12 protein-coding genes are annotated in these 21,759 nt (G+C 38.5%); 7 read left to right on the top strand and 5 right to left on the bottom strand.

Features of this window, described 5'->3' with window-relative positions:
- Positions 1 to 25 precede the first annotated feature (25 nt).
- Positions 26 to 3,037, bottom strand: a complete 3,012-nt coding sequence (locus tag RT723_RS15890) for a TonB-dependent receptor (protein WP_315948053.1) — start codon at positions 3,035 to 3,037, stop codon at positions 26 to 28.
- Between the two features lie 441 nt (positions 3,038 to 3,478).
- On the opposite strand from RT723_RS15890, the gene RT723_RS15895 reads away from it, so the two are divergent.
- Entirely contained in the window at positions 3,479 to 6,178 is a 2,700-nt protein-coding gene (locus tag RT723_RS15895) for a pullulanase-associated domain-containing protein (protein WP_315948054.1), read from the top strand.
- A 304-nt stretch (positions 6,179 to 6,482) separates the two neighbouring features.
- On the opposite strand, the gene RT723_RS15900 is transcribed toward RT723_RS15895, so the two are convergent.
- From RT723_RS15900 to RT723_RS15910, 3 genes are read right to left on the bottom strand one after another with little or no spacing between them, the layout of a single operon-like run.
- A complete protein-coding gene (locus RT723_RS15900; protein WP_216054875.1) occupies positions 6,483 to 6,635 on the bottom strand; it encodes a DUF5989 family protein in 153 nt (50 codons plus the stop codon).
- On the bottom strand, positions 6,635 to 7,042 hold the full coding sequence (locus tag RT723_RS15905; RefSeq protein ID WP_315948056.1) for an SxtJ family membrane protein: 408 nt from the start codon (positions 7,040 to 7,042) through the stop codon (positions 6,635 to 6,637). The genes RT723_RS15900 and RT723_RS15905 overlap by 1 nt, the downstream gene beginning before the upstream one ends.
- Before the next feature lie 43 nt (positions 7,043 to 7,085).
- A complete protein-coding gene (locus tag RT723_RS15910; RefSeq protein WP_315948057.1) occupies positions 7,086 to 8,954 on the bottom strand; it encodes a carbamoyltransferase family protein in 1,869 nt (622 codons plus the stop codon).
- Positions 8,955 to 9,253: 299 nt separating this feature from the next.
- Here RT723_RS15910 and RT723_RS15915 point away from each other — a divergent pair, with 299 nt between their 5' ends.
- The 5 genes from RT723_RS15915 (at position 9,254) to RT723_RS15935 (ending at position 18,784) form a co-directional block, all read left to right on the top strand.
- On the top strand, positions 9,254 to 10,993 hold the full coding sequence (locus RT723_RS15915; RefSeq protein ID WP_315948058.1) for an SGNH/GDSL hydrolase family protein: 1,740 nt from the start codon (positions 9,254 to 9,256) through the stop codon (positions 10,991 to 10,993).
- 2 nt (positions 10,994 to 10,995) lie between these two features.
- Positions 10,996 to 12,864 carry a tetratricopeptide repeat protein gene (locus RT723_RS15920; RefSeq protein ID WP_315948060.1) on the top strand — a complete coding sequence of 623 codons (1,869 nt, stop codon included), beginning with the start codon at positions 10,996 to 10,998 and terminating at the stop codon, positions 12,862 to 12,864.
- Positions 12,865 to 13,064: 200 nt separating this feature from the next.
- Complete coding sequence (locus tag RT723_RS15925) at positions 13,065 to 17,285, top strand: alpha-1,6-glucosidase domain-containing protein (RefSeq protein ID WP_315948063.1); 4,221 nt, start codon at positions 13,065 to 13,067, stop codon at positions 17,283 to 17,285.
- Positions 17,286 to 17,466: 181 nt separating this feature from the next.
- Complete coding sequence (locus RT723_RS15930) at positions 17,467 to 18,168, top strand: VC0807 family protein (protein WP_315948065.1); 702 nt, start codon at positions 17,467 to 17,469, stop codon at positions 18,166 to 18,168.
- Positions 18,169 to 18,271: 103 nt separating this feature from the next.
- Positions 18,272 to 18,784, top strand: a complete 513-nt coding sequence (locus tag RT723_RS15935) for a hypothetical protein (protein ID WP_315948067.1) — start codon at positions 18,272 to 18,274, stop codon at positions 18,782 to 18,784.
- Positions 18,785 to 18,821: 37 nt separating this feature from the next.
- Here RT723_RS15935 and RT723_RS15940 read toward each other — a convergent pair whose 3' ends face one another.
- Positions 18,822 to 19,046, bottom strand: coding sequence for a DUF2798 domain-containing protein (locus RT723_RS15940; RefSeq protein WP_216054867.1), 225 nt, complete (start codon positions 19,044 to 19,046; stop codon positions 18,822 to 18,824).
- Positions 19,047 to 19,265: 219 nt separating this feature from the next.
- Between RT723_RS15940 and RT723_RS15945 the strand changes: the two genes are divergently transcribed.
- Positions 19,266 to 21,755, top strand: coding sequence for a TIM-barrel domain-containing protein (locus RT723_RS15945; protein ID WP_315948068.1), 2,490 nt, complete (start codon positions 19,266 to 19,268; stop codon positions 21,753 to 21,755).
- Positions 21,756 to 21,759: the final 4 nt, after the last annotated feature.

The raw sequence follows: 21,759 nt of genomic DNA on the forward strand, positions 1-21,759 counted from the left end.
TAATATTGTAAGTAAACAACTAATATTAGAACTTAGCGTTAAGACCTACGTAAAATTGACGACCAAAGTACTGTAATGTACCAGTCATCGCCTGAGTACCAAAGTATGAACGATTAGGTTCATCAGTCAGGTTGTTTACTGAGAAGATACCTTGTAACTCTTCACTGAACTGCCAAGACGCTTGATAATCAACAATCAATTCTTCTGCGAAGAAGGCTTTTTGTTCATCACCTAACGCGATTTGATTACCAACGTATTCTTCACGGTAGCGGGCATTAATTCGAGTAGATAAAGTATCATCCCAATCGAAGAATAATGCTGCAGTCCAAACACGTGGAGAAAGGAAAGGGTATGATGATTTAGAGTTTTCGCCACCTGCAACGGCAGTAAACTCAGATTCAACTTCACTTTCAGTGTAAGAGTAACTTGCGCTCACACCAAGACCTTGCCAAATACCAGGTAAGAAACTAAAGGTTTGAGTGTAAGTAACCTCAGCCCCTTTAAAGAAACCACCTTGACCATTGTTTAGCAATACCGTGTAGTCACCAGATACAACTGGAACACCATTGTTATCCACTGCCGGTACTTCTACGCCAGCGGCTTCAAAATTGTAATCAGGAATGGTTACACTTTCAGGGAAACTTTCGATGTCTTTGTAATAAAGAGCAAAGATAAGTGCTCCTTCAGTTTCAGAGAAGTAGTGCTCTAACGATAAGTCAAACTGGTTGGCATAAAACGGACGAACTTCAGGAGACGTTGCACGATTTAAGTTAGCTTTACGTAAATTATCTTCTTGGTCGATACCGTATGACCATTGTCCACTCACTGCCATGTCACCCATTTCTGGACGAGCCATAACTTTTGCCGCGGCAAAACGTAATTGGTCATTTTCACTTAGCTGTAGACTTAAGTTCATAGACGGTAAAATATCAGTGTAATCAACTTCTAATGTTGAATGTTTGTAGATAGTTCTGGCTACACCAAAATCATCATAAATTGGGTCGCCAGCGCCTTCAACGGCCGGGCTTTCAACACCAATTGCTTGTTGTGTTGAGTTGATAACACGAACACCAAGGTTACCTGATAAACCTAATCCAAACACTTCAGTATCTAAGTTAGCTTGGATATAAAAAGCAAGCGTCTCTTCTTTTATTTCGCTTTCTTGCCAAATAGTCCAGTCATAACGCCAGTCTTGACGAGCTTGAGTATCTTCGTTCGCTAACCAGGTGCTTTCAATGTAATCATTATCAACTGAAATAAATGCAGGGAAGTCAGCAAAATCACCTTCTAATTGAACTACTTCATACTCGCCCGCTTTTAATTGATATGGGCGGCAAGTTTCGGACTCAATTGGGTTGCCGTCTTGGTCGTAACCTAAAACATAATTACCATTACGTAAGTTATTACCGTAATTGCCGATATCACAATAGTTATAAGCTTGACGTTTGATGTGGTAAGCACGATCGGACCAACGAATACCCGTTTCAAGTGATGAAACTACAGCACTATCAATCGCTAATTTAAAGTCTAAACGAGCTGAGTTCGCAGAGTTTTCTTCAATGTGTGGATACTTTTCTAAACTGCCCACCATCATACGACTTGGATCAGATAAAGCGTTTTGTATATCGTCATTAAATGAGATGCTTGGTAAATTTAAGCCATTTAACTCGTAGTTAAGCACGATGTCATCGGTAACAACTGGGTTAGTTGCTGATGCATCGTTAAAGGTAGCTAAACGCATAACTTCATCACGGTAGTTTGATTCACCCTCTGAGTGGGCAACGTCAATTGTCATGGTTAAGTCATCGTTAAGTATCCATTCAGCATTTAAGCCAAACGATAACACTTCACTGTTGGTGGTATTGTCATCCGCTTGAACTTGCAATGTCATGGTATTAGCAAAACGTGGGTAAGGAGGATTGTCTCTTACATCACCTTGATCACGGTAGTAAGTACCGCCAACAATAATTTCGCTATTGTCACCTGATAATACTGGGTTTTCGAAATCGATGCTTGAACCGTCAAGAATAGAACCGATGCCGCTTACACGGAAGCCACGGTCGATACCTTGCGAATCAAATTTTGAGTAAAAGCCATCAGCTTTTAATGTGAATGTATCATTTGGTTGATAAGTTATTGAACCCATTAAACCTTCACGTAACTCTTCACCGCCTCGGGCCATTAATTCGAAACCCGTTGGCGCGATATATTTAGCATATGCACCGGTTGCGTCTGGGTCTAAACCATCACAGTCTGTTGTAGACGTTGTTGGTGCGCCATTAAATGGCAAAATACCACATTGAGGCTGGTAACTAACAAACTGTGTAGAGATCTTAGGTTGTTGCAAACGCGCATAACCAATTGAAACCCCAAGTGTTTCATCTAAGAATTTACCTTGGTAAGCAAAACTAAGACGATTACCCATAGGGTCAGCGTCTGGATGAGAGTCGGCAGCGTCGTTATAACTTAACTTGGTTTGAATAGTAAAAGTATGGTCTTGATCATTCTCTAATGCATTGGCTGTTTTTAGTTCAATTGAACCGGCAACACCACCTTCTACTAGAGAGGCTTTTTGAGACTTGTATACTTGTACTTGATTGATTAGTTCTGATGGATATTGATCAAACTGAACCGAACGTCCACCTTGGTCAGTCACAATTTCGCGACCGTTTAATGTTGAAAATACAAAGCCACCTGACATACCACGAATATTTAATTCGCTAGATTGACCACCTGAACGTACGGCGGTAACACCTGGAAGACGAGAGATAGCATCTGCAATCGAAACATCAGGTAACGCACCCATGTCATCGGCAGACACCGCTTCTACTACTGTGTCAGAATAACGTTTTGTATTTAGTGATTCGATTAAACTACGGCGAAAACCGCGTATTTCAATAACTTCTACTGCTGCTTCTGGCTCTACTTCTTTTTTCTTATCTTTATCATCATCTGCTGCAAAAGAAGGCATAGAAGCAAGTGTCACGCCGCTAAGCATTAGAGCAAGCGTAAGCGCACTAGGCTTAAAATTTTTCATGTGTGTTCCTCAAACAAGTTGTTGTTATTTTGTTTTGAAGAGTGTGATCACGTTTATTTTCGGACTAAACAATTTCACTTTAATTCGCGTTTATAATTTTAATTTTATTATTTTTGTAGGCAACGATGCTAAACATAGAGAAGTATGGATCAGATAACAAGTTGGAATTAACCGCATACGTATTCATACTCTGCAGAGCATAGAGCTTATATACAAACCGCGATTGCTTGGTTAAATTGCAACCGTTGAGTGAACATTTATCAACGTTATTCGGACAGGTAATATTGTATATAACTAGGCAACGATAGGTATATACAGTGTATTAGTATCAGCAGGGTTACTATTTACCAAAACTGTTACCGTTTTATTAAATGGCTAGCGGTACAATCATTTTAATAGCACATAACAACTATGTAACATTAGTTAAGTGGAGTTATTCATATGAATTTCAAGTTTACATCTTTGTCGGTTGTAGCTTTAGCTACTACTGCAGCTCTTAGTGGTTGTAGCACCGAAGAAGAAAAAATCGAAAAAGTATATCCGTTTGAGCAAGCGTCATCGACAGCTCACGGATCAAATGCAACAGGTCAAGGTCTTTGGTGTAAAGCACCAGATATAGTTCAAACTGTTGATTCAGATTTCCATCCGTTATCAACTCAAGAGATCACCGATCTTAAAGCTGTGGCGTTAGCAGCAGCAAATTCTGACAATGATTGGACGGATGCTGAAATTGCCGCATGGGAATCTTCATTTAATCCTTATACGTATGACTATGGCACAATAGACCTATACGATACGTTAGGTTTAACAAATGAAGAGATGGCTCGTCAGGCCGTAGCTAAAGAAGAGGCGCGTGCATTTAAGATAGAACAAGGTCAACAAGAAATCTTTGATGCAGAAGGTGCATTTGAAGGTGGGTTTGACGCTTGGTTTGATACTTGGTTTGCTACTGTACCTTACACAGATTATTTGGGTAAATCACAACGTTTAGATAAAGCGGCCCGTGGTAATGAACTAGCCTTGTCGACTGCAAATAACGGCGAAGAAGCGTGTTATACCCCTCCTACAGAATGTCCAAATTATAAAGTATTAGACGAGTCTGGAGCTTACGATTGTATCGTACCTGAAACAAACCCTATTGCGGACGCGCCAGCGCCAATTTACGAAGCAGCCGCTAATGAAACCGTTGTTTACTTCCGTAAAAAGGACGCCACTTCAGCAGATGATTACTCAGATATAACGATCCACGCTTGGGATAACGGGAACTGTACATCATACGGTGAAAGCACTGCTTGGGGAACCGGTAAAGGCAGTGCTGGTTGGGATGCTAACTATGGTATTTATTGGGTATTACCTCTTATAGATGGTCATTCTAGCTGCGGTAATATGATTATTTATAACAAAACATCAGGTGATAAATATATTACTCAGAATGATGGCATGATCCCACTAGGTAATTCTGGGGATGTGTTATTACATAATTTAGATAAGATCACTTATTACCAAGAAGGTTTTCCAGCTAACTTAATGGATGGCTTATATTTAGGCAATCAACATCCATATTTTGGTGCAGCTGCAGGTAAAAAATCTTGTGGTTGGGGAACAGAATTAGATGAGTCTGGTGAGTCTTGTGTTGGTCAAACCTTATCTTGTCCTACAGGTACAACGGATGTTGGTGTAGCGCAAGTTGATATCGCTTCTAAATGTATCGAAGTATTTAATCCGGATGAAACAACATTATTGTTACGTGGTGGCTTTAATGGCTGGGGTAACCCAACAGAAGGACAAGAGTTTGAATATTTAGGTGAAGGTACTAATAAATATCGTAAAAATTATGTTTATGGTGCTCACCCTGAAGATGCAACCGTTGAAGAAGACGGAACGATCAATTACAACTTCAAAATTGCAGACGCTGATTGGTCAGAAGCAACGTCGTTTGGTGGTGTAAAAGGTGGTGATTTACCAACCGTTGGTGGTTCAATGCAATTAACTGCTGGTAATGGTGTTGGTCAAGATATGGCACTTAAATTTGCAGAGAATAAAATCTACCAATTTAATGTTGATGCAACTGATCCAACAGCAGTACAACTGAATATTGAAGACGTTCCTGTCGCTGCATTTCCAAAAATCACATTTGGTTCGGAAGACCCTGTAGAGTTTGAATATGCACGTTCTGGTCGTTATCTTCATACTGCAACATTAGCAGCAGAAACGGTTTCTATAGTTATATCTGATGAGGCTAATGACTTTGCGTTAGGCGCTGTGACTGGCAGTGACGTTGCTTCATTAGATGTTGCATTAGCGCTAGTTAATGATGGAAGTGCGATTAGTTTTACAGCGCCAGAGGCAGCTGCATACAACATTACACTTGATTTATCTGACTTAGCTGCACCTACATTTAAAATTGAAAAAGCAAAACCACTTGGTTTAGATGCCGTGTATATTCGCGGAACAATGACTGGATGGGGTGACCCAGCGCCAGATGAAGACGAAATTGTTTACGATAAAGATTCTCGTACTTATTCTGTTGTGTATGGTTTAGAAGCGGTTACTGGCGAAGATAAACATCAGTTTAAATTTGCAAGTAAAGCTTGGGATGGCAGCACTGTTGATGTTGGTGCAGGAAACGTAACTTTCTCTGATGATGCAGAAGCTTTGCCATTAACCGGTACAGGTAACGTTGAAGTTAAGCCAACTAAGTCGACTTCTTATGAGTTCTCTTTAGACTTCAGTACCGCATCTGTTGGAGTTCTAAAAGTACAAGAAGCGCCAATTTATATCCGTGGTGGCATTTACGGTTCAGGCGATTGGGCAGCTGATGACACAATGCGTTTAAACTTTGTTCCAACAGACGAGCAAAACACAACGGAAGCAGGCCATGTCTACACAAGTACAGTAACCACAACTGGAGAAGGTTTCTTCAAGATTGCTGATTCAGAGTGGGGCGGTGCATTTGGCTTTAACTGGGGTATTGACCCAGATGAAGCAGAAGCTGGCAATAATGTTGTTGTGTTAGGTACGCCAATTCAATTAGCTACTGGAAACGATAGTCAAAACATCAGTTTCCCTCATCCTGCAGGACAATATGTGTTCTCGTTTGATGATGTAACTAAACAGCTAACCGTTACGGCAGCGCCATAAGTTCCTTAATGATAATGGACTCATAGTGTAACGAGTTATTGAGTAAAAAATGAAAACCCAGCTTAAGCTGGGTTTTTTGTTTGTGTTCGTTATAAACTTTTTAAGAAACTCGAAACTCGAAACTCGAAACTCGAAACTCGAAACTCGAAACTCGAAACTCGAAACTCGAAACTCGAAACTCGAAACTCGAAACTCGAAACTCGAAACTCGAAACTCGAAACTCGAAGCTAGAAACTCGAAGCTAGAAACTCGAAACTCGAAACTCGAAGCTAGAAACTCGAAGCTAGAAACTCGAAACTCGAAACTAAAACAAAGTATAGATAAACGAAGCTAGTGCTGATTGTTGTGTGGCCACCACTAAAGCGCCTAATAAACTCAAAATAACGATGATAGGTAATAACCATATCTTCTTACGCACTTTTAAAAATGCCCATAAGTCTGTAATAAATTCCAACATTAAAAAGGGTACTCCAAGTTTTTCTTATCCGTTTTAGCTTCGCACTTCACGTAATTGGAAGTGGCTTTAGCAGCTAGTTTGTTTTTGTATTGTAATTGGTTAAACAGTCTTAATAACAATCCTATTGGCATCATTAAACAATAAAAAGCCAACGTTAAAATTATCCGTGTATTAATCCAACCTAAAATACCTGCAAAGGTTAACCAAACCATGGCAGGGTAATAAATCCAACGTGGTTTTATTGCCCAAAGGCTTAGTAATAATAAGGAAATAACTAACGGCCAAATTTGAAAGTTAAATGAAAATAACCAAGGTAAGGCAATTGAAAATACAGCCGGAAATGCCCAGCTCATGGTGACTGCAAATTTCTTTAATTGTGGCGTATCGTGTTTGTCTATTTTTAACATATCTGTCTCATTCTTAACTAATCCCTGATTGCTTAGCCAGACTTTAATCTTTGGCAAACTCAACCGCTTTTGCTTTTTCTATGGCATCTTGCGGCTGATCTGATCGTTTCAAAATAATATTGTTCATGACTAGGTAATCCATTTCGGTGGCTAAAAAACAACGAATGGCATCTTCTGGAGTACATACTGGCGGTTCACCTCGGACATTAAACGAGGTATTTATTAAAACGGAACAGCCTGTTAATTGTTTAAAACTGGTTAATAATTTATGAAAGTGTGGATTAGTGGTTTTATCAACGGTTTGAATTCTGGCGGAATAATCAACATGCGTAATCGCCGGCAAAGTTGAACGGTGCTGGTTTAATTTATCGATACCAAAACGTTGTTCATCAGTGGTTAATCTTAATTCTGGTTTCACGTCCGCCACCATCAACATGTAAGGGCTAGATCTTGTGTGCTCAAAATAATCAGCCACATCTTCTAGTAATACGGCAGGAGCAAAAGGGCGAAATGACTCACGATATTTAATCTTTAAATTCATCGTGGCTTGCATAGTGGTATTGCGCGGATCACCAATAATGGAGCGATTACCTAACGCTCTTGGACCAAATTCCATTTTTCCTTGGAACCAACCAATGACATTACCTTGTTCAATTAACTCTGCGGTTTTGACGTATAAGACTTCTTCTTCAATAACTGTAAAGTTTAGTTGTTGTAGATTAACGGCAGATATAATTTGTTCATTGTTAAACACATTGCCTAAATAAGAACCTTGCATAGCGTCATGATTAAGCATTGCAACAGGCGTTTGATATTCAGGGCAAACTTCACGTTTGCCATCAAAATAATGGTGCCAAGCCACAAGCGCAGCGCCTAACGATCCGCCGGCATCACCTGCGGCAGGTTGTACCCACACATTTTTGTAAGGGCCTTCACGTAAAATTCGGCCATTTGCCACACAGTTTAAAGCAACACCGCCGGCTAAACATAAGTTGACTGAGGGCACTTGTTTATGCAGATGGTGTACGATTTTTAATACAATTTCTTCAGTCACCACTTGAATTGAACGGGCTAAATCCATTTCTTTTTGGCTCACATCGGACTCATCGTTACGTGGTTTACCACCAAACAATTGATTAAATTTGTTATTGGTCATGGTATCGCCAATAGCAAAATTAAAATAAGACATGTCTAAATCAAAACTGCCGTCGTCATGTACAGTGATTAATTTGTCAAAAATAAGATCGACATATTTAGGTTCGCCGTACGGGGCTAGTCCCATTAATTTATATTCGCCTGAATTAACTTTAAAGCCGCAATAATAAGTAATAGCTGAATATAAAAGCCCTAAAGAGTGAGGGAATTGAATTTCCCAAATAGGGGTGAGTTTATTATCAATACCATGCCAGGCGGATGAGGTTGCCCACTCACCCACGCCATCCAAACATAAAACGGCGGCATCTTTATAAGGGGATGGAAAAAAGGCAGAGCCAGCGTGAGATAAATGATGTTCGCTAAATAGCAGTTGCGGTAATTTTGTTTTTTTATCGCCGCCAACTAATAAGCGCAATTCTCGGCGTAATACACTTTTTAAATACAGTTTTTCTTTTAACCATATTGGCATAGCCCGAATAAACGACCGTAATCCTTTAGGTGCATTTGCCAGGTAGGTTTCTAATAAACGTTCAAATTTTAATAGCGGTTTGTCATAAAAAATTATGGCATCAAGGTCGGTAATAGAACAGTCTAATTGGGTTAAACAAAACTCAATGGCAGAGGCTGGAAAACGAGGATCATGTTTGACTCTGGTGAAACGTTCTTCTTGTGCGGCCGCTATAATTTTACCGTCTTCAATTACCGCAGCGGCGCTATCATGATAATAGGCAGAAATACCCAATATTTTCGATGTCATAAAATGCTCTAACTTATTATTTTTATTGGTTCTAACTATATTTATTAACATCAAAAGTATACCAGTAAAATCTTGCTTAAATAAGCCTTTTTAGATACCTTATTAGACTAATTGTTTAACAAAAAATACGGCTCATTTGTACCCTAAAAATAAGCTGAATTTTGTGTTATTAACTTACGTGTTTTTTATATCTATTGGCCGTTATTTTGTCTAAATCGAAATCTAATTATCCACTGTTTTACCTTGTTGCTTTTTTGCTGCCATTCCTATTTTTACTCTTAATTGAACTGACTCTTACAATGCTTAATGTTGGAGAAAAAATACCAGCGTTTGTAGAAAGTGACACTTTTAGCGGTTTTATGCAGCCAAATCCCAAATTGATCCAACGCTATTTCCCTGACTCAAGTATGGCTCCGGATGTCAGCCCGGATACGGTTTATTTTCATAAAGTTAAACCAGCAGATAGCTTCCGTATTGTTATTCAAGGTGGCAGTACCGCTGCTGGTTTTCCTTATGGTCGGTTTGGCTCTTTGCAAGGCATGTTACAGCAACGATTTAAACGACTTTATCCAAATAAAAATATTGAAATTATCAACACGGCGATGGCCGCAGTTAATACCTATACCTTGTTAGATATTGCCGATGAAGTTGTTGAATTAGAGCCAGATTTAGTTTTGATATACAGCGGACATAATGAGTATTTAGGTGTTTTGGGCGTAGGTTCGAGTGTGGCTAGTATAGGCGGACGTTTTGCTACTTTAACCTACCTTTGGTTAAAACAATTTAGGTTATATCAGTTATTAGAGTCGGTATATTTTAATTTAGTATTAAAAGACAATCCAGATTCGCAAAGTCATAACGATGTAAAAGATAAACGAACCTTAATGTCACATGTTGCTAAAGGGCAAACTATTCCATTTGAAAGCGATTTATTCCAATTGGGTGTTGAACAGTTTAAAGGTAATTTAACCTCAATAACGGATATTTACCGCGAAAATGATATTCCAGTGTTAGTGGGGAACTTGGTGAGTATTGAAAGTGGATTGATCCCATTTTCAATCAATCAAAAATTAGATCAAATAGTTCAAGAAGGATTATGTGACTTCAAGTCAGGAAATATATTGAGTTATGATTGCAAAGTTTTCAATGAGTATTCAGAAGCTCAAAAGCTATTAAATGATGGTAAATTTACTGAAGCTCGCCTAAAATTCATTAAATCTAAAGATCTTGATGCGTTGAGGTTTCGGGCGCCATCGATATTTAATCAAGTAATCAAACAGTTAACTGAGCAACCCAATACCTATTTAGTGGATGTTGAAACCGCTTTTTTACAGGACTCATCTCATGGGATCATCAACCATGACTATATGCTTGAACATGTTCATCCAACCGTTAGGGGGTATTTTGTTTTAGCGGAAGCGTTTATTAGTAAAATAGTAGAGTTAGATCTTTTGCATCAACCAATTATCCCTTTTACGGTAGAGCAAGCTTGGTCAGAAATTCCAATTACCGATTTAGATAAATTGTATGGTGATGTGAAAATAGATGCATTGACTAAAGACTTTCCTTTTAATAAAGCCGAATACAAACCACTGTTATTAGATGACAACGCATTCATCTATCCGTATTTAACAGAAAAGTTAAAGGGCGAGCCTTGGTTATCGTTACAAAATAAATTGATGAAAGCTTATCAACAAAATGGGGAGAACTTACAAGCCGCTCGTGTTGCCGGAATTATTGTTGACGCATTACCTTTATCTACTATTGGTGCGGCAGAACAAGCTAATTTGATTGCTGGTCAGTTATATATGAAAGTTCAGGATTATGGTTTAGCGCAGTATTACCAAAAAAGAGCGGTGTCATTAAATCCGTCTAACTCAAACAGTATTTTGATTTTAGCTCAGAGTGCTTTTTTAAATGAAGAGTTTAAATACAGTTTAGACTTGTTAAAACAAGCCAAACAACTAGACCCAACTAACACCCATATTCAGTTTTTCATTGATAGAGTTTCGTTAGCGATTAAAGCCAGAGGACATTAAACATGGAAAATTCAAAGGCTAAAAAGCTAAGTAAAAAAGTCTGGTTGTTTAGAGGGATTATGATTTTAATCCCATTTTTATTTTTTGCGATATTGGAAATTGGGCTACGACTTGCCGGTTATGGCCAACAGATCCCATTGTTTATGCAAAACCCATCAGCTCCTGAGTATTTATTACCCACACCAGATGTGGTTAAACGCTATTTTGCTAAAGGTGCTGAATCACCCAATGTCACCATTGAGACTAACTTCTTTAAAAAAATAAAACCGGAAGATGGGATCAGGATAATTGTGCAAGGGGGGTCAACAGCGGCTGGTTTTCCTTATGGTTTTGGAGCCTCCATTGCCGGTATGCTTGATTATCGCTTAAAACAAACCTTTCCGGAACGTCCAGTAGAAGTGATCAATACCGCATTATCTGCAGTGAACAGTTACACATTATTAGATTTTGCAGATGAGATAATAGAGCAACAACCTGATGCCGTACTTATTTATGCAGGTCATAATGAATACTTAGGTATTTTAGGTGTTGGTTCTGCTTATACTGCAGCTAATTCCCATGGTGCTACTTTGTTGTATTTAAAGTTGAAAAATTCGCGTATTTTTCAATTAATGCAATCCATCTATTCTTATTTCTCTTCAATTAACACAACGTCAAATTCTAAGCAAAATGACAATGCTAGAACTGTGATGGCTAAAGTAGCAAAACACAAAAATATCCCTCATGATTCGGCGTTATTTAAACAAGGCTTAAACCAGTTTGAACAAAATATGTCTTTGTTATTAGGCAAATATAATAAGGCCGGTATACCTGTATTTATAAGTACCATTGCGAGTAATTTGGCAGATCAGAAACCTTTTAGTTCTGCCCTGTTATCAGAGGAGGAGGAACAATTAGTTGCAACTGTGCAAACTGACCCATCATCATTTGAGTTAAAACAACTTAAGCAGCTTGAGCAACTGTCTATTAGTAATAAAAGTGCAGATGGTTATTACGCGTTAGGACAAGTTTGGCTAAAGACTCAAGAGTATGACAAGGCCAAATATGCTTTTGTTCAAGCGCGTCAGCATGATCTATTACGCTTTAGAGCGCCAATTGAAATTAATCAAATAATTGAAACATTGGCACATGATAACAAGGTTAATTTGGTTGATGCTGAGGCCGATTTATCTAAAGTCGCAGAGCAACATATAATTGGTAAGTCTTTAATGATTGAGCATTTACACCCAACGATTAAAGGATATTTTGAGATTTCTAATAGTTTTTATCAGGCATTAAAGTCAACTAAAGTCTTTGGTGAATTCCCCCACCCAATATCTAAATTTAATGCGCAACAAGAGCTACCTGTTTTTGATGCAGAAGTGTTCTGGGGCAATGCCAAAATAGCTGGATTAATGGCTGATTACCCATTTACTAAGCAACCACAACAACCAGACTACCCTGAACTCAAAAGTTGGAGCGATAAGTTAGGCTTTGCTGCTTATAAAAAACAAGTATCTTGGTTAGATATCGCCAATCAGACATTACAATACGCAAACAAAATACAAGATCAGTTAACCATAATTAAGGCGGTCAAATTATTGTCTGACGCCATGCCTGATAATGAATCATATGCATACCAAGCTGGTGTGACGTTAATATCACAGCAACGTCCAAAAGAGGCGATACGTTATTTAACGAGAGCCATGGATATTCAACCTAATAATACCAACTCGAGACTTGCACTTGCTCATGCTTATACTCAACAAAGCGATTTTTCCACGGCATTGATCTGGTTGGATAGCGTATTAAAAATTGAACCCAACAATACAGTGGCCTTGTCGGTGAGTAAACAAATAGAAGCCTTGCCAGTTAACGAACTGAGTAATTAAAGCTTTAAGTTGTGGATGAAAAACAACCGTTTCTTATAAACGTTTACTGGGTCGAATAGTTAGCTTTTAAGTTAATTAATATTGATATTTTCTCTGTTTGTTTCTTAAAAAAGCTACATACGTATTCAACAATCATCTTCGTCGATTCTTTTTTATAGTGCCCTTCATAAATATAAAAATAATATCAACGGGACAAAGAAATGAATGTTAATTATAAGCTGGTCAATCAGCTATGTTTTCTTATTATAACCTCGACCTTAACCGCGTGTGGTTCTGGCGGTGGGGATGATGCAAAAAAACTCGAATGTGCCGCACCTAAAGTGGTATCCAGTGATTTAACTTCCTGTGTGTTACCCAATACTGCACCCGTAATTAGCTCGGTAAATTCATTAACCTTAAGTGATGATGTACAAAATGGGATTACGGTTTATAGCGCAACCGCAACAGATGTGGATGGCGATAGTTTAGTATGGTCAATGCAAGACCCTCAGAATATCTTTGCGATAGATGCTGCAACAGGTGAAGTGACGGTATCTGATAATTCAAATTTAGACTTTAGCTTAACGAACTATCAAATAACGCTTACCGTGACAGACAATGGTTCAGGCGCATTATCCAGTTCGATTGTGATCAATGTTACCGTTACAGATAGTACCAATGGTGTTATCCAGCCAAGTATTACGCCAAATGCACAACAAGGGATTATTTATTACCAAAGAGCGGATAATGATTACACTGGCTGGATATTACATGCTTGGAATAATGCAGAATGTAATGGTTATAGCGATTTTGCTGATGATGTAGGTACTGATTGGGCAACTGGCTTAACCCCAACCGGTCAAGATGATAACTATGGCATGTATTGGCTATTTGATACAAAAGAAGCGGCTGAATGTGCTAATTTCATCGTACATAAAGGTGACACCAAAGATCCAAGTGAGGGTGATCAAAAGCTAAGTTTAACTGACGGGCGTTCTGCGTTTGTGGTCTCAGGTGTGGGAGTATTTGATTCCCCAGACAAGGTAACTACCGATGTACCTTTTGCTATTACCGATGCTTCAGCACATTGGATTGATGCCAATACTTTAGTTTGGAACGGTACGGGCGATAATGTTCAATTGTTATTTTCAGCCGATGCAACGTTAGATGAGAATTTTAATAATAACAATACTATCCCGCTAACAGAAACAACATTAACCACTGAGCAAAAAGCACGTATACCACACATTGCCACATGGAATGCGTTTGCGATTGTTAAACCGCTTTCAGAAATTAAGTCACTATTAACACACCAATTAGTTTTAGCGTCATTTGATAATAACGATGATCCGCTTGCGGCCACTTTTGTACAAACAGCTAAAGTGCTGGATGACATTTATACTAACGGTACTGACGATGCAGACGAAAAAACATTAGGGGTTATATATAACAATGACACTCAATCGGTTTCTGTTTGGGCGCCAACAGCGAACACAGTTAAATTAAATCTGTATAACGACAACAAGAGCTTGGTATCGACCGAAGACATGACGTTAGATACGACGACAGGTATTTGGTCCTTCACCAATCCAAGCTCTAGCGACTCTTTAGATAGACTTTATTACACCTTTACCGTGAACGTGTATCACCCAATTACCAAAGCGCTAGAAACGTTAACGGTCACAGACCCTTATTCAGTAAACACATCAGCCAATGGTCTATATTCACAATTTGTTAATTTATCCGATGATGATTTAAAACCGGCAGCATGGGAAAGTCATGATATTGCAACGCTGGATGAAATCGAAGATGCCATTTTATTGGAAGGTCATATCCGTGATATGAGTATCTTAGATTTAACAACAACAGAAGCAAACCGTGGTAAATATTTAGCCTTTACTGAACAAGGCACAGATTCAATGGATTATTTATCTTCAATGACTGAAGCCGGTGTGACGCACTTCCATATGTTGCCTGCCAATGATATTGCCAGCATAGAAGAAAACAGTGAAGATAGAATTGAATTAACCAGTACAGTTGCTCAATTGTGTGCAAAAAATTCAACCGCATCGGTGTGCAGTTTGTCTGATAAAACTCAAACTTTATTAACGGTTATGGAGTCGTTTGATCCGTCTACTGGCGATGCTCAAAAATTAGCATCTGAATTAAGTGGTTATGATGGCTTTAATTGGGGATACGATCCGCAGCACTTTAATGTGGTAGAAGGCAGTTATGCTTCTGACGCAGATGGCCTTGCTAAAGTAAAAGAATTCCGTCAGATGGTGCAAGCACTGCATGATAAAGGGCTTAGAGTTGCATTAGATGTGGTTTATAACCACACCAGTTCTTCAGGTGTGTGGGACAAATCGGTATTTGATAAGTTAGTACCAGGTTATTACCACAGATACAGTGAAGTAACGGGAGAAATTGAACGCTCTAGCTGTTGTGAAAATACGGCTACAGAACATAAGATGATGGCTAAGTTTGTACAAGAGTCTCTGGTTCATTGGGCTAAAGAATACAAAATCGATAGTTTCCGTTTCGATATCATGGGGCTTATGCCAAAAGATTTATTGGTAAGCAGTCGTGCCGCAGTGCAAGCAATTGACCCTGATACTTATTTTTATGGTGAAGGTTGGAATATTGGTGAAACGGCTAATGGCCGTTTATTTGAAGATGCAAGCCAATATAATATGGCAGGCACTCAAATTGGTACCTATAACGACCGTCCACGAGATACCATAAGAGATGCGGCGTTATCTGCAGATACAGTCGATTTAAATAAAGTTGACTACGTTCGTTTAGGTTTAGTGGGTACACAGCAAGATTACAAACTTGAAGATAGCAGTGGCCAAGTTAAACAAGCATTAAACTTTGGCCAGTCTTCTTATGCTAAAGATCCTGCGGACATCATTAACTACATATCTAAACATGACGGTGAAACCTTATGGGACAAATTACAATATAGTTTGCCAACCAGCATGTTAGCGGAACAAAGAGTCCGTGTTCATTCGTTATCAGCTGCAATTCCAGTATTAAGCCAAGGCATTCCATTTTTCCAAGTCGGTATTGATCTATTACGCTCAAAATCAATGGACAGAAATACGTATAACTCGGGAGATTGGTTTAACAAAATTGATTTCACTAAAATGAGTAACAATTGGAATATTGGTTTGCCTATGCAGCAAGATAATTCAGATTGGGATACCATTGGTGCCATCAGTGGTAACGCCAATACGGTGGTTACGGCTTCAAATATAGCCTTGTCTGAGCAGGTGTTTAAAGAGTTTGTTAAAATTCGTAGCACAAGCAAGCTATTTAGACTGAACGATAGCGCGCAAATATCTCGTCGTATTGGTTTTCATAATACCGGCGCTTCTCAAACGCCAGGTGTCATTGTTATGAGTATTGACGATGGTGTTGGGGTAACTGATTTAGACGCTAATTATGATGCCATTGTTGTAGTGATTAACGGCACTGACGCTGACGTAACTCACGCGGTCACCTCAGCAACAGGATTTACGTTACATCCGATTCAATTGAATTCGGCTGATAGTCAATTAACTAATGCGAGTTTTACATCAAATGAGACTCAAGGTACGTTCTCTGTACCGGCTTATACTGCAGCGGTATTTGTTAAAACACAAAATGGTGCACAAGGTGAAGGATTAGCGGCTGATCCTGATTTCGTTAATTCGCCATTTGCCGATACGCCAATTTATATTAGTGCGTTAGGCAATAACACTGAATTAGCTCAAATGACATATGACGACCGCGGCAGTTATAAAGTCAGCCAAACATTAAGCAGTGGTGATTATGAATTTAATCTTGGAGATAGTGAGTTTACCAGTATTAATGTTCAAATGAGTGATGTGGATGTTACTGGTAGCGAAATAACAATCAGCCAAGGTGACAATGAAAGTTTTGCCTTCAGTATAGAAACATCGGGAAGTTATCAATTTGAATTAGAGGTGAGTGAAGCAACGTATGTGCTAAAAATCACTTTGCTTAACTCTCTTGTTTCTTGTGAAATAGCGACCTCTGCTGGTACAGGTCCATTAACGGTCGCAGGTGACGGCTCATTATACGTTAAAGGTGATCATTCTGGTTGGGGGGCAGACGCGAAATACAAATTAACTTATATAGGTGATAACCAATATCAAGCGATTGCTGATTTTGATGGCGATATCCAATTTAAATTAGCGTCAAGTGATGGTGATTGGGCGACGCAGTTGTGGGCTAACAAAACCGACGGAACAATTGAAACTAGTGCTTTATCCTTAGGTACTAATTACAACGTGAGCTTAGGTAATGCTGGAACAGATAACAACAAAGCGACGTTAACCAAAGGGACTTATAAATTTTTACTGTCGTTAAATGAGGATGATCCTCAAGCCGGTGCCGATGTAGGGACGTTAAATATCCAACAGTGCTCTGAATAATCGTTTTATTCATTTCAAACAAAAGCCGCATTAATTGCGGCTTTTTGTTTTTAATCTATTTATTAACCATGCTTGATTAACACTTTGAATAACTCGGGAAAATGACCCACACAAATCATTGGTATTCCTAGGCGAGCTTGTTAGAATTCTTTCATAATTTTACTTAATTACAAAGTTGTTCATGAACCAAGTAGATATCCCACGTAAACCTAATACGTTTTTAGAATTGATCATCAATGTGGTTATTCCCTCACTTATCCTGATGAAACTATCAGGTCCTGAGTTTTTAGGCAGTGTAAACGCCTTAGTTATTGCCTTATTATTCCCTACCGTTTACGGCCTGTATGAACTGGTTAAATTTAAGTCGTTTAATTTCATTTCTTTATTAGGCTTTTTAAGCACTTTATTAACGGGTGGCATTGGGCTTTATGAGCTGGATGTTGAATGGTTAGCCATCAAAGAAGCGGCTATACCATCGGCTATTGGACTTGTGGTATTTTTATCCGGATTTAGTCAAAAACCTATCATCGCTAAAATGTTATTAAATCCGGTTATTTTTAACCTTAATTTGATTTATGACTCACTTGCTAGATTAAATAATACGGACGCATTTAAGGCAAAAATAAACCGCGCTAATCACTTTTTAACCATGACATTTGTGTTTTCAGCGGTTATGAATTATTGGGTAGCAAAATGGATAGTGACCAGCCCAACTGGTACGGTAGAGTTTAATCAACAATTGGGTGAAATGACCATGTTAAGTTACCCAATAATAGCCATTCCTTCTATGGTGATGTTAATTGCCATTCTGTTTTATGTGGTGAAAACCATGAAGCAATTAACGGGTTTAAAATTAGAAAAGTTATTTAATAACGAAGAGTAAATTTGCCTAAATATGATTTATGCCATAGGTTTGAATCATGATAATTTCCTTCAATTAAGTGAATTCAATTTTGTTCACTTAATTGAGGTATTTATTGGGGCTTATGAAAATTAAACAATATTGTTATTTATTGATCGCCGCTAACCTGCTTTTTCAATCCCTATTTGCCTATTCAAATGCCAATGACGAACCATTAAACCTGTCCCTAATGTCAAATATGATTGGCGGCAAGTGGTGGCTAGGAACCGACAACTATAAAACATTTGAGTGGGGCTTAGGTCGTACTCAGATAAAAATGAAACACGTCATGATTGAAGAGAATAAAGAGTACGTGGTGGCTGAAGGTTTTTTCTACTATTCCCCGAATAGCTTTTCCATTAAAGGGGTGTCCACTTTCCAATATAAAAATCAACAACCTCGTTTATTAGAATACTTTGGTAACGTGGAAGAGGGCTCTTTGGACTTTGTTTATAAATCAATTTTACCCAGTGGTGAAACAAAGATTTATACAGAAAAGTGGCAATGGGTTGATGACAACCAATATCGTTGGACGTTAGCAAGCTTGGAAGATGATGCTGACGCAAAAAAAGGCATCTATATTAGAAAATATAATTAATGCATTCAGCATTCTAGAACTAACTCAGTTAACAGGGTTAGTGTTTAATAACCGCAGCCGTTAATTTTTTTACTAATGGCGCAACGGTTACCACCGCTGGAAACGCCACGATAAATGCAAAACTCCATGCCTGTAACCATAATGTTAATAAGTTGTCAGTAAATCCCACATTAAATATAGTGATCACAAATGACATTAAACATGACATTAACAGCGCCATAAAAAAGGCGAATACTAAATGTTGATGTTTTGCGGAGATCATAGCAGGTGTCCAAATTTTCTATTAGTAATCAGAGTTGCGCATTATAAGTGCCAGCTTGATGTGTGTCTATGAGATAACATATGATATGAATGCATACGTATTAACTCCCATCAAATTTTAAATTGAATTACTCTCTAACTCTTTATTTATTCATTGTTATTTAACCTATCGGCACAGGTTATCAATTTGCAATGTTCAGCTATTTTTTAAGGATGCTCCATGCTAAATAACAAAAAACGTTCCATAAGCCTTCTGAGTTGTTGGTTGTTATTCTGTGTGTCATTCATCAGCCTTACGGCTAATGCGGCAGAATATATAAATCATAAACTTGCTATTAATAATGTTGTGATCCAATCTGACTCTGAAGTGATGACCATAACGGCCTTAACCGGATCTGCGTTTGAGGTTTTGGTTCACAAACGCAATAACGACACCCCATTTCCATCGTTTGCTATTGATAAAAATCGAACAACTCCCCTAGTACCTATCAAATTTACAGATGGTGAACACTCACTTACTTTTTCCAGTAAAGAAATGGATGTCGTCGTCACTAAGTCGCCATTAACATTAGCCTTTTATAAAAATGGTCAATTACTTTTGCAAGAAGACACTGGCTATTTTAATCATAATACGGTGCAAGGGTTTAGGTTTAAACTTGATGAAAATGAAAAGTTAATGGGAACTGGCGAGCGAGTGTTAGGGATGAATCGTCGAGGTCATCGTTTACCTTTATATAATAAAGCCCATTATGGATACGGTACTGAATCAAGCCAAATGAACTTCAGTATACCCGCGGTTATGTCGGATAATAAATACATACTTTTATTTGATAACAGTGCCAATGGTTGGGTAGATTTGGCTAAATCGGAAGCTGATATTTTACAGTTTGAAGCTAATGGTGGGCGCAGTAGTTATATTGTTTTTTCGGGCGATGATTACCCTAGTTTAATTAATAATTACGTCGATGTAACAGGAAAACAGCCACTGCCGCCTCGTTGGGCTTTTGGCAATCATGCATCAAGGTTTGGTTATAAAACACAACAACAAGTATTGGATACAATTGCACAATATAAAAAAGACGATATACCAGTTGATTCAATCATCTTAGATTTATATTGGTTTGGTAAAGACATTAAAGGGCATATGGGGAACTTAGCATGGGATCAAGAGACCTTCCCGCAGCCCGTATCTATGATTGACCAACTGACACAACAAGGTGTTAAAACCGTTTTAATTACAGAACCTTTTATATTGACCTCATCGAGTCGCTGGCAAGAGGCCGTTGATAGTGATGTTTTAGGTAAAAATGCTGGTGGTTCTGCGCCTATGACCTTTGACTTTTATTTTGGCAATACCGGCTTGTTGGATGTATTTAATGACAAGGCTCAACAATGGTTTGGGGATATTTATCAAGAATTAGCTAAACAAGGTGTCGCTGGCGTATGGGGGGATTTAGGCGAACCTGAAGTACATCCAGCTACTATGGTGCATACGTTATCGGAACAAAACATGACAGCAACAGCAGATGAAATCCATAATACATTTGGTCATCAATGGGCTAATTTAGTTAACACGGCGTTAACTGAATATCAGCCAAACAAAAGACCGTTTATTATTATGCGCTCAGGGTTTGCTGGTTCTCAACGTTACGGCATGATCCCGTGGACTGGAGATGTGAGTCGTTCATGGGACGGTTTAAAACCACAAGTTGAGTTGTCATTACAAATGAGCTTATTAGGAATGGCATATACCCATTCTGATTTAGGTGGTTTTGCTGGTGGTGAGACCTTTGATCAAGAAATGTATATTCGTTGGTTACAATACGGCGTATTCCAGCCTATTTACCGACCTCATGCTCAGGACTCAATTGCGCCAGAGCCGGTTTTTCATGACAAACAAACAAAAGATATCGTACGTGAATATATAAAATTACGTTATCGAATGCTGCCGTATAACTACACCTTGGCTTATCAAAACACAAAAACGGGATTGCCATTAATGCGCCCAATGTTTTTTAATGATGAGTCTAATGCCGCTTTGATTGATGTAGCTGATCAATATATGTGGGGGGATAGCTTTTTAGTCAAACCGATTATAGAACCAAACTTAACTTCAATTGCAGTGAATTTACCACAAGGAAATTGGTTTGATTTTTGGACCGGTAAAAAATATCAGGGCAATCAAGCGATAAATTATCCATTGTCACTTGCTACTATTCCAGTATTAATAAAAGCAGGTGCTATTATTCCGACCGCAAAGGATATGGGAAATACCGAGCAATATGATAGTTCGGCAATTAAGTTAGATTATTATTTTGATCCAGAAGTCACTAGCTCTAACGCACAGTTTTATGACGATGACGGCATAAGCCAATCCAGTGTTGGGCAGAGGCAATTTGAACTTTTTAATTTTGTCGCTCAACACCAAAATATAAACAAGCGTACGCACTTAAACTTCGTCGTTAAAAAAGATGAAAAAGGACTTGGTTATGACAATATGCCTACTAAAAGAGCATTCGAATTAGTTGTACATAATTGGACTGCTGCAGGCAAAGGTGTATATGTAAATGGTAAGGCTATGGCATTCATGCAATCACATCAAGAATTCCTTTTAGCTGGCCAGGGTGTATATTTTAATAAGGCAAACAATACCTTAATTGTGAAATTTAACTTAGATGAAAAGCAGATACATTTACAATTGATAAAGTAACTTC

It is taken from the genome of Psychrosphaera aquimarina (assembly GCF_032461525.1).
GTDB classification, from domain to species: domain Bacteria; phylum Pseudomonadota; class Gammaproteobacteria; order Enterobacterales; family Alteromonadaceae; genus Psychrosphaera; species Psychrosphaera aquimarina.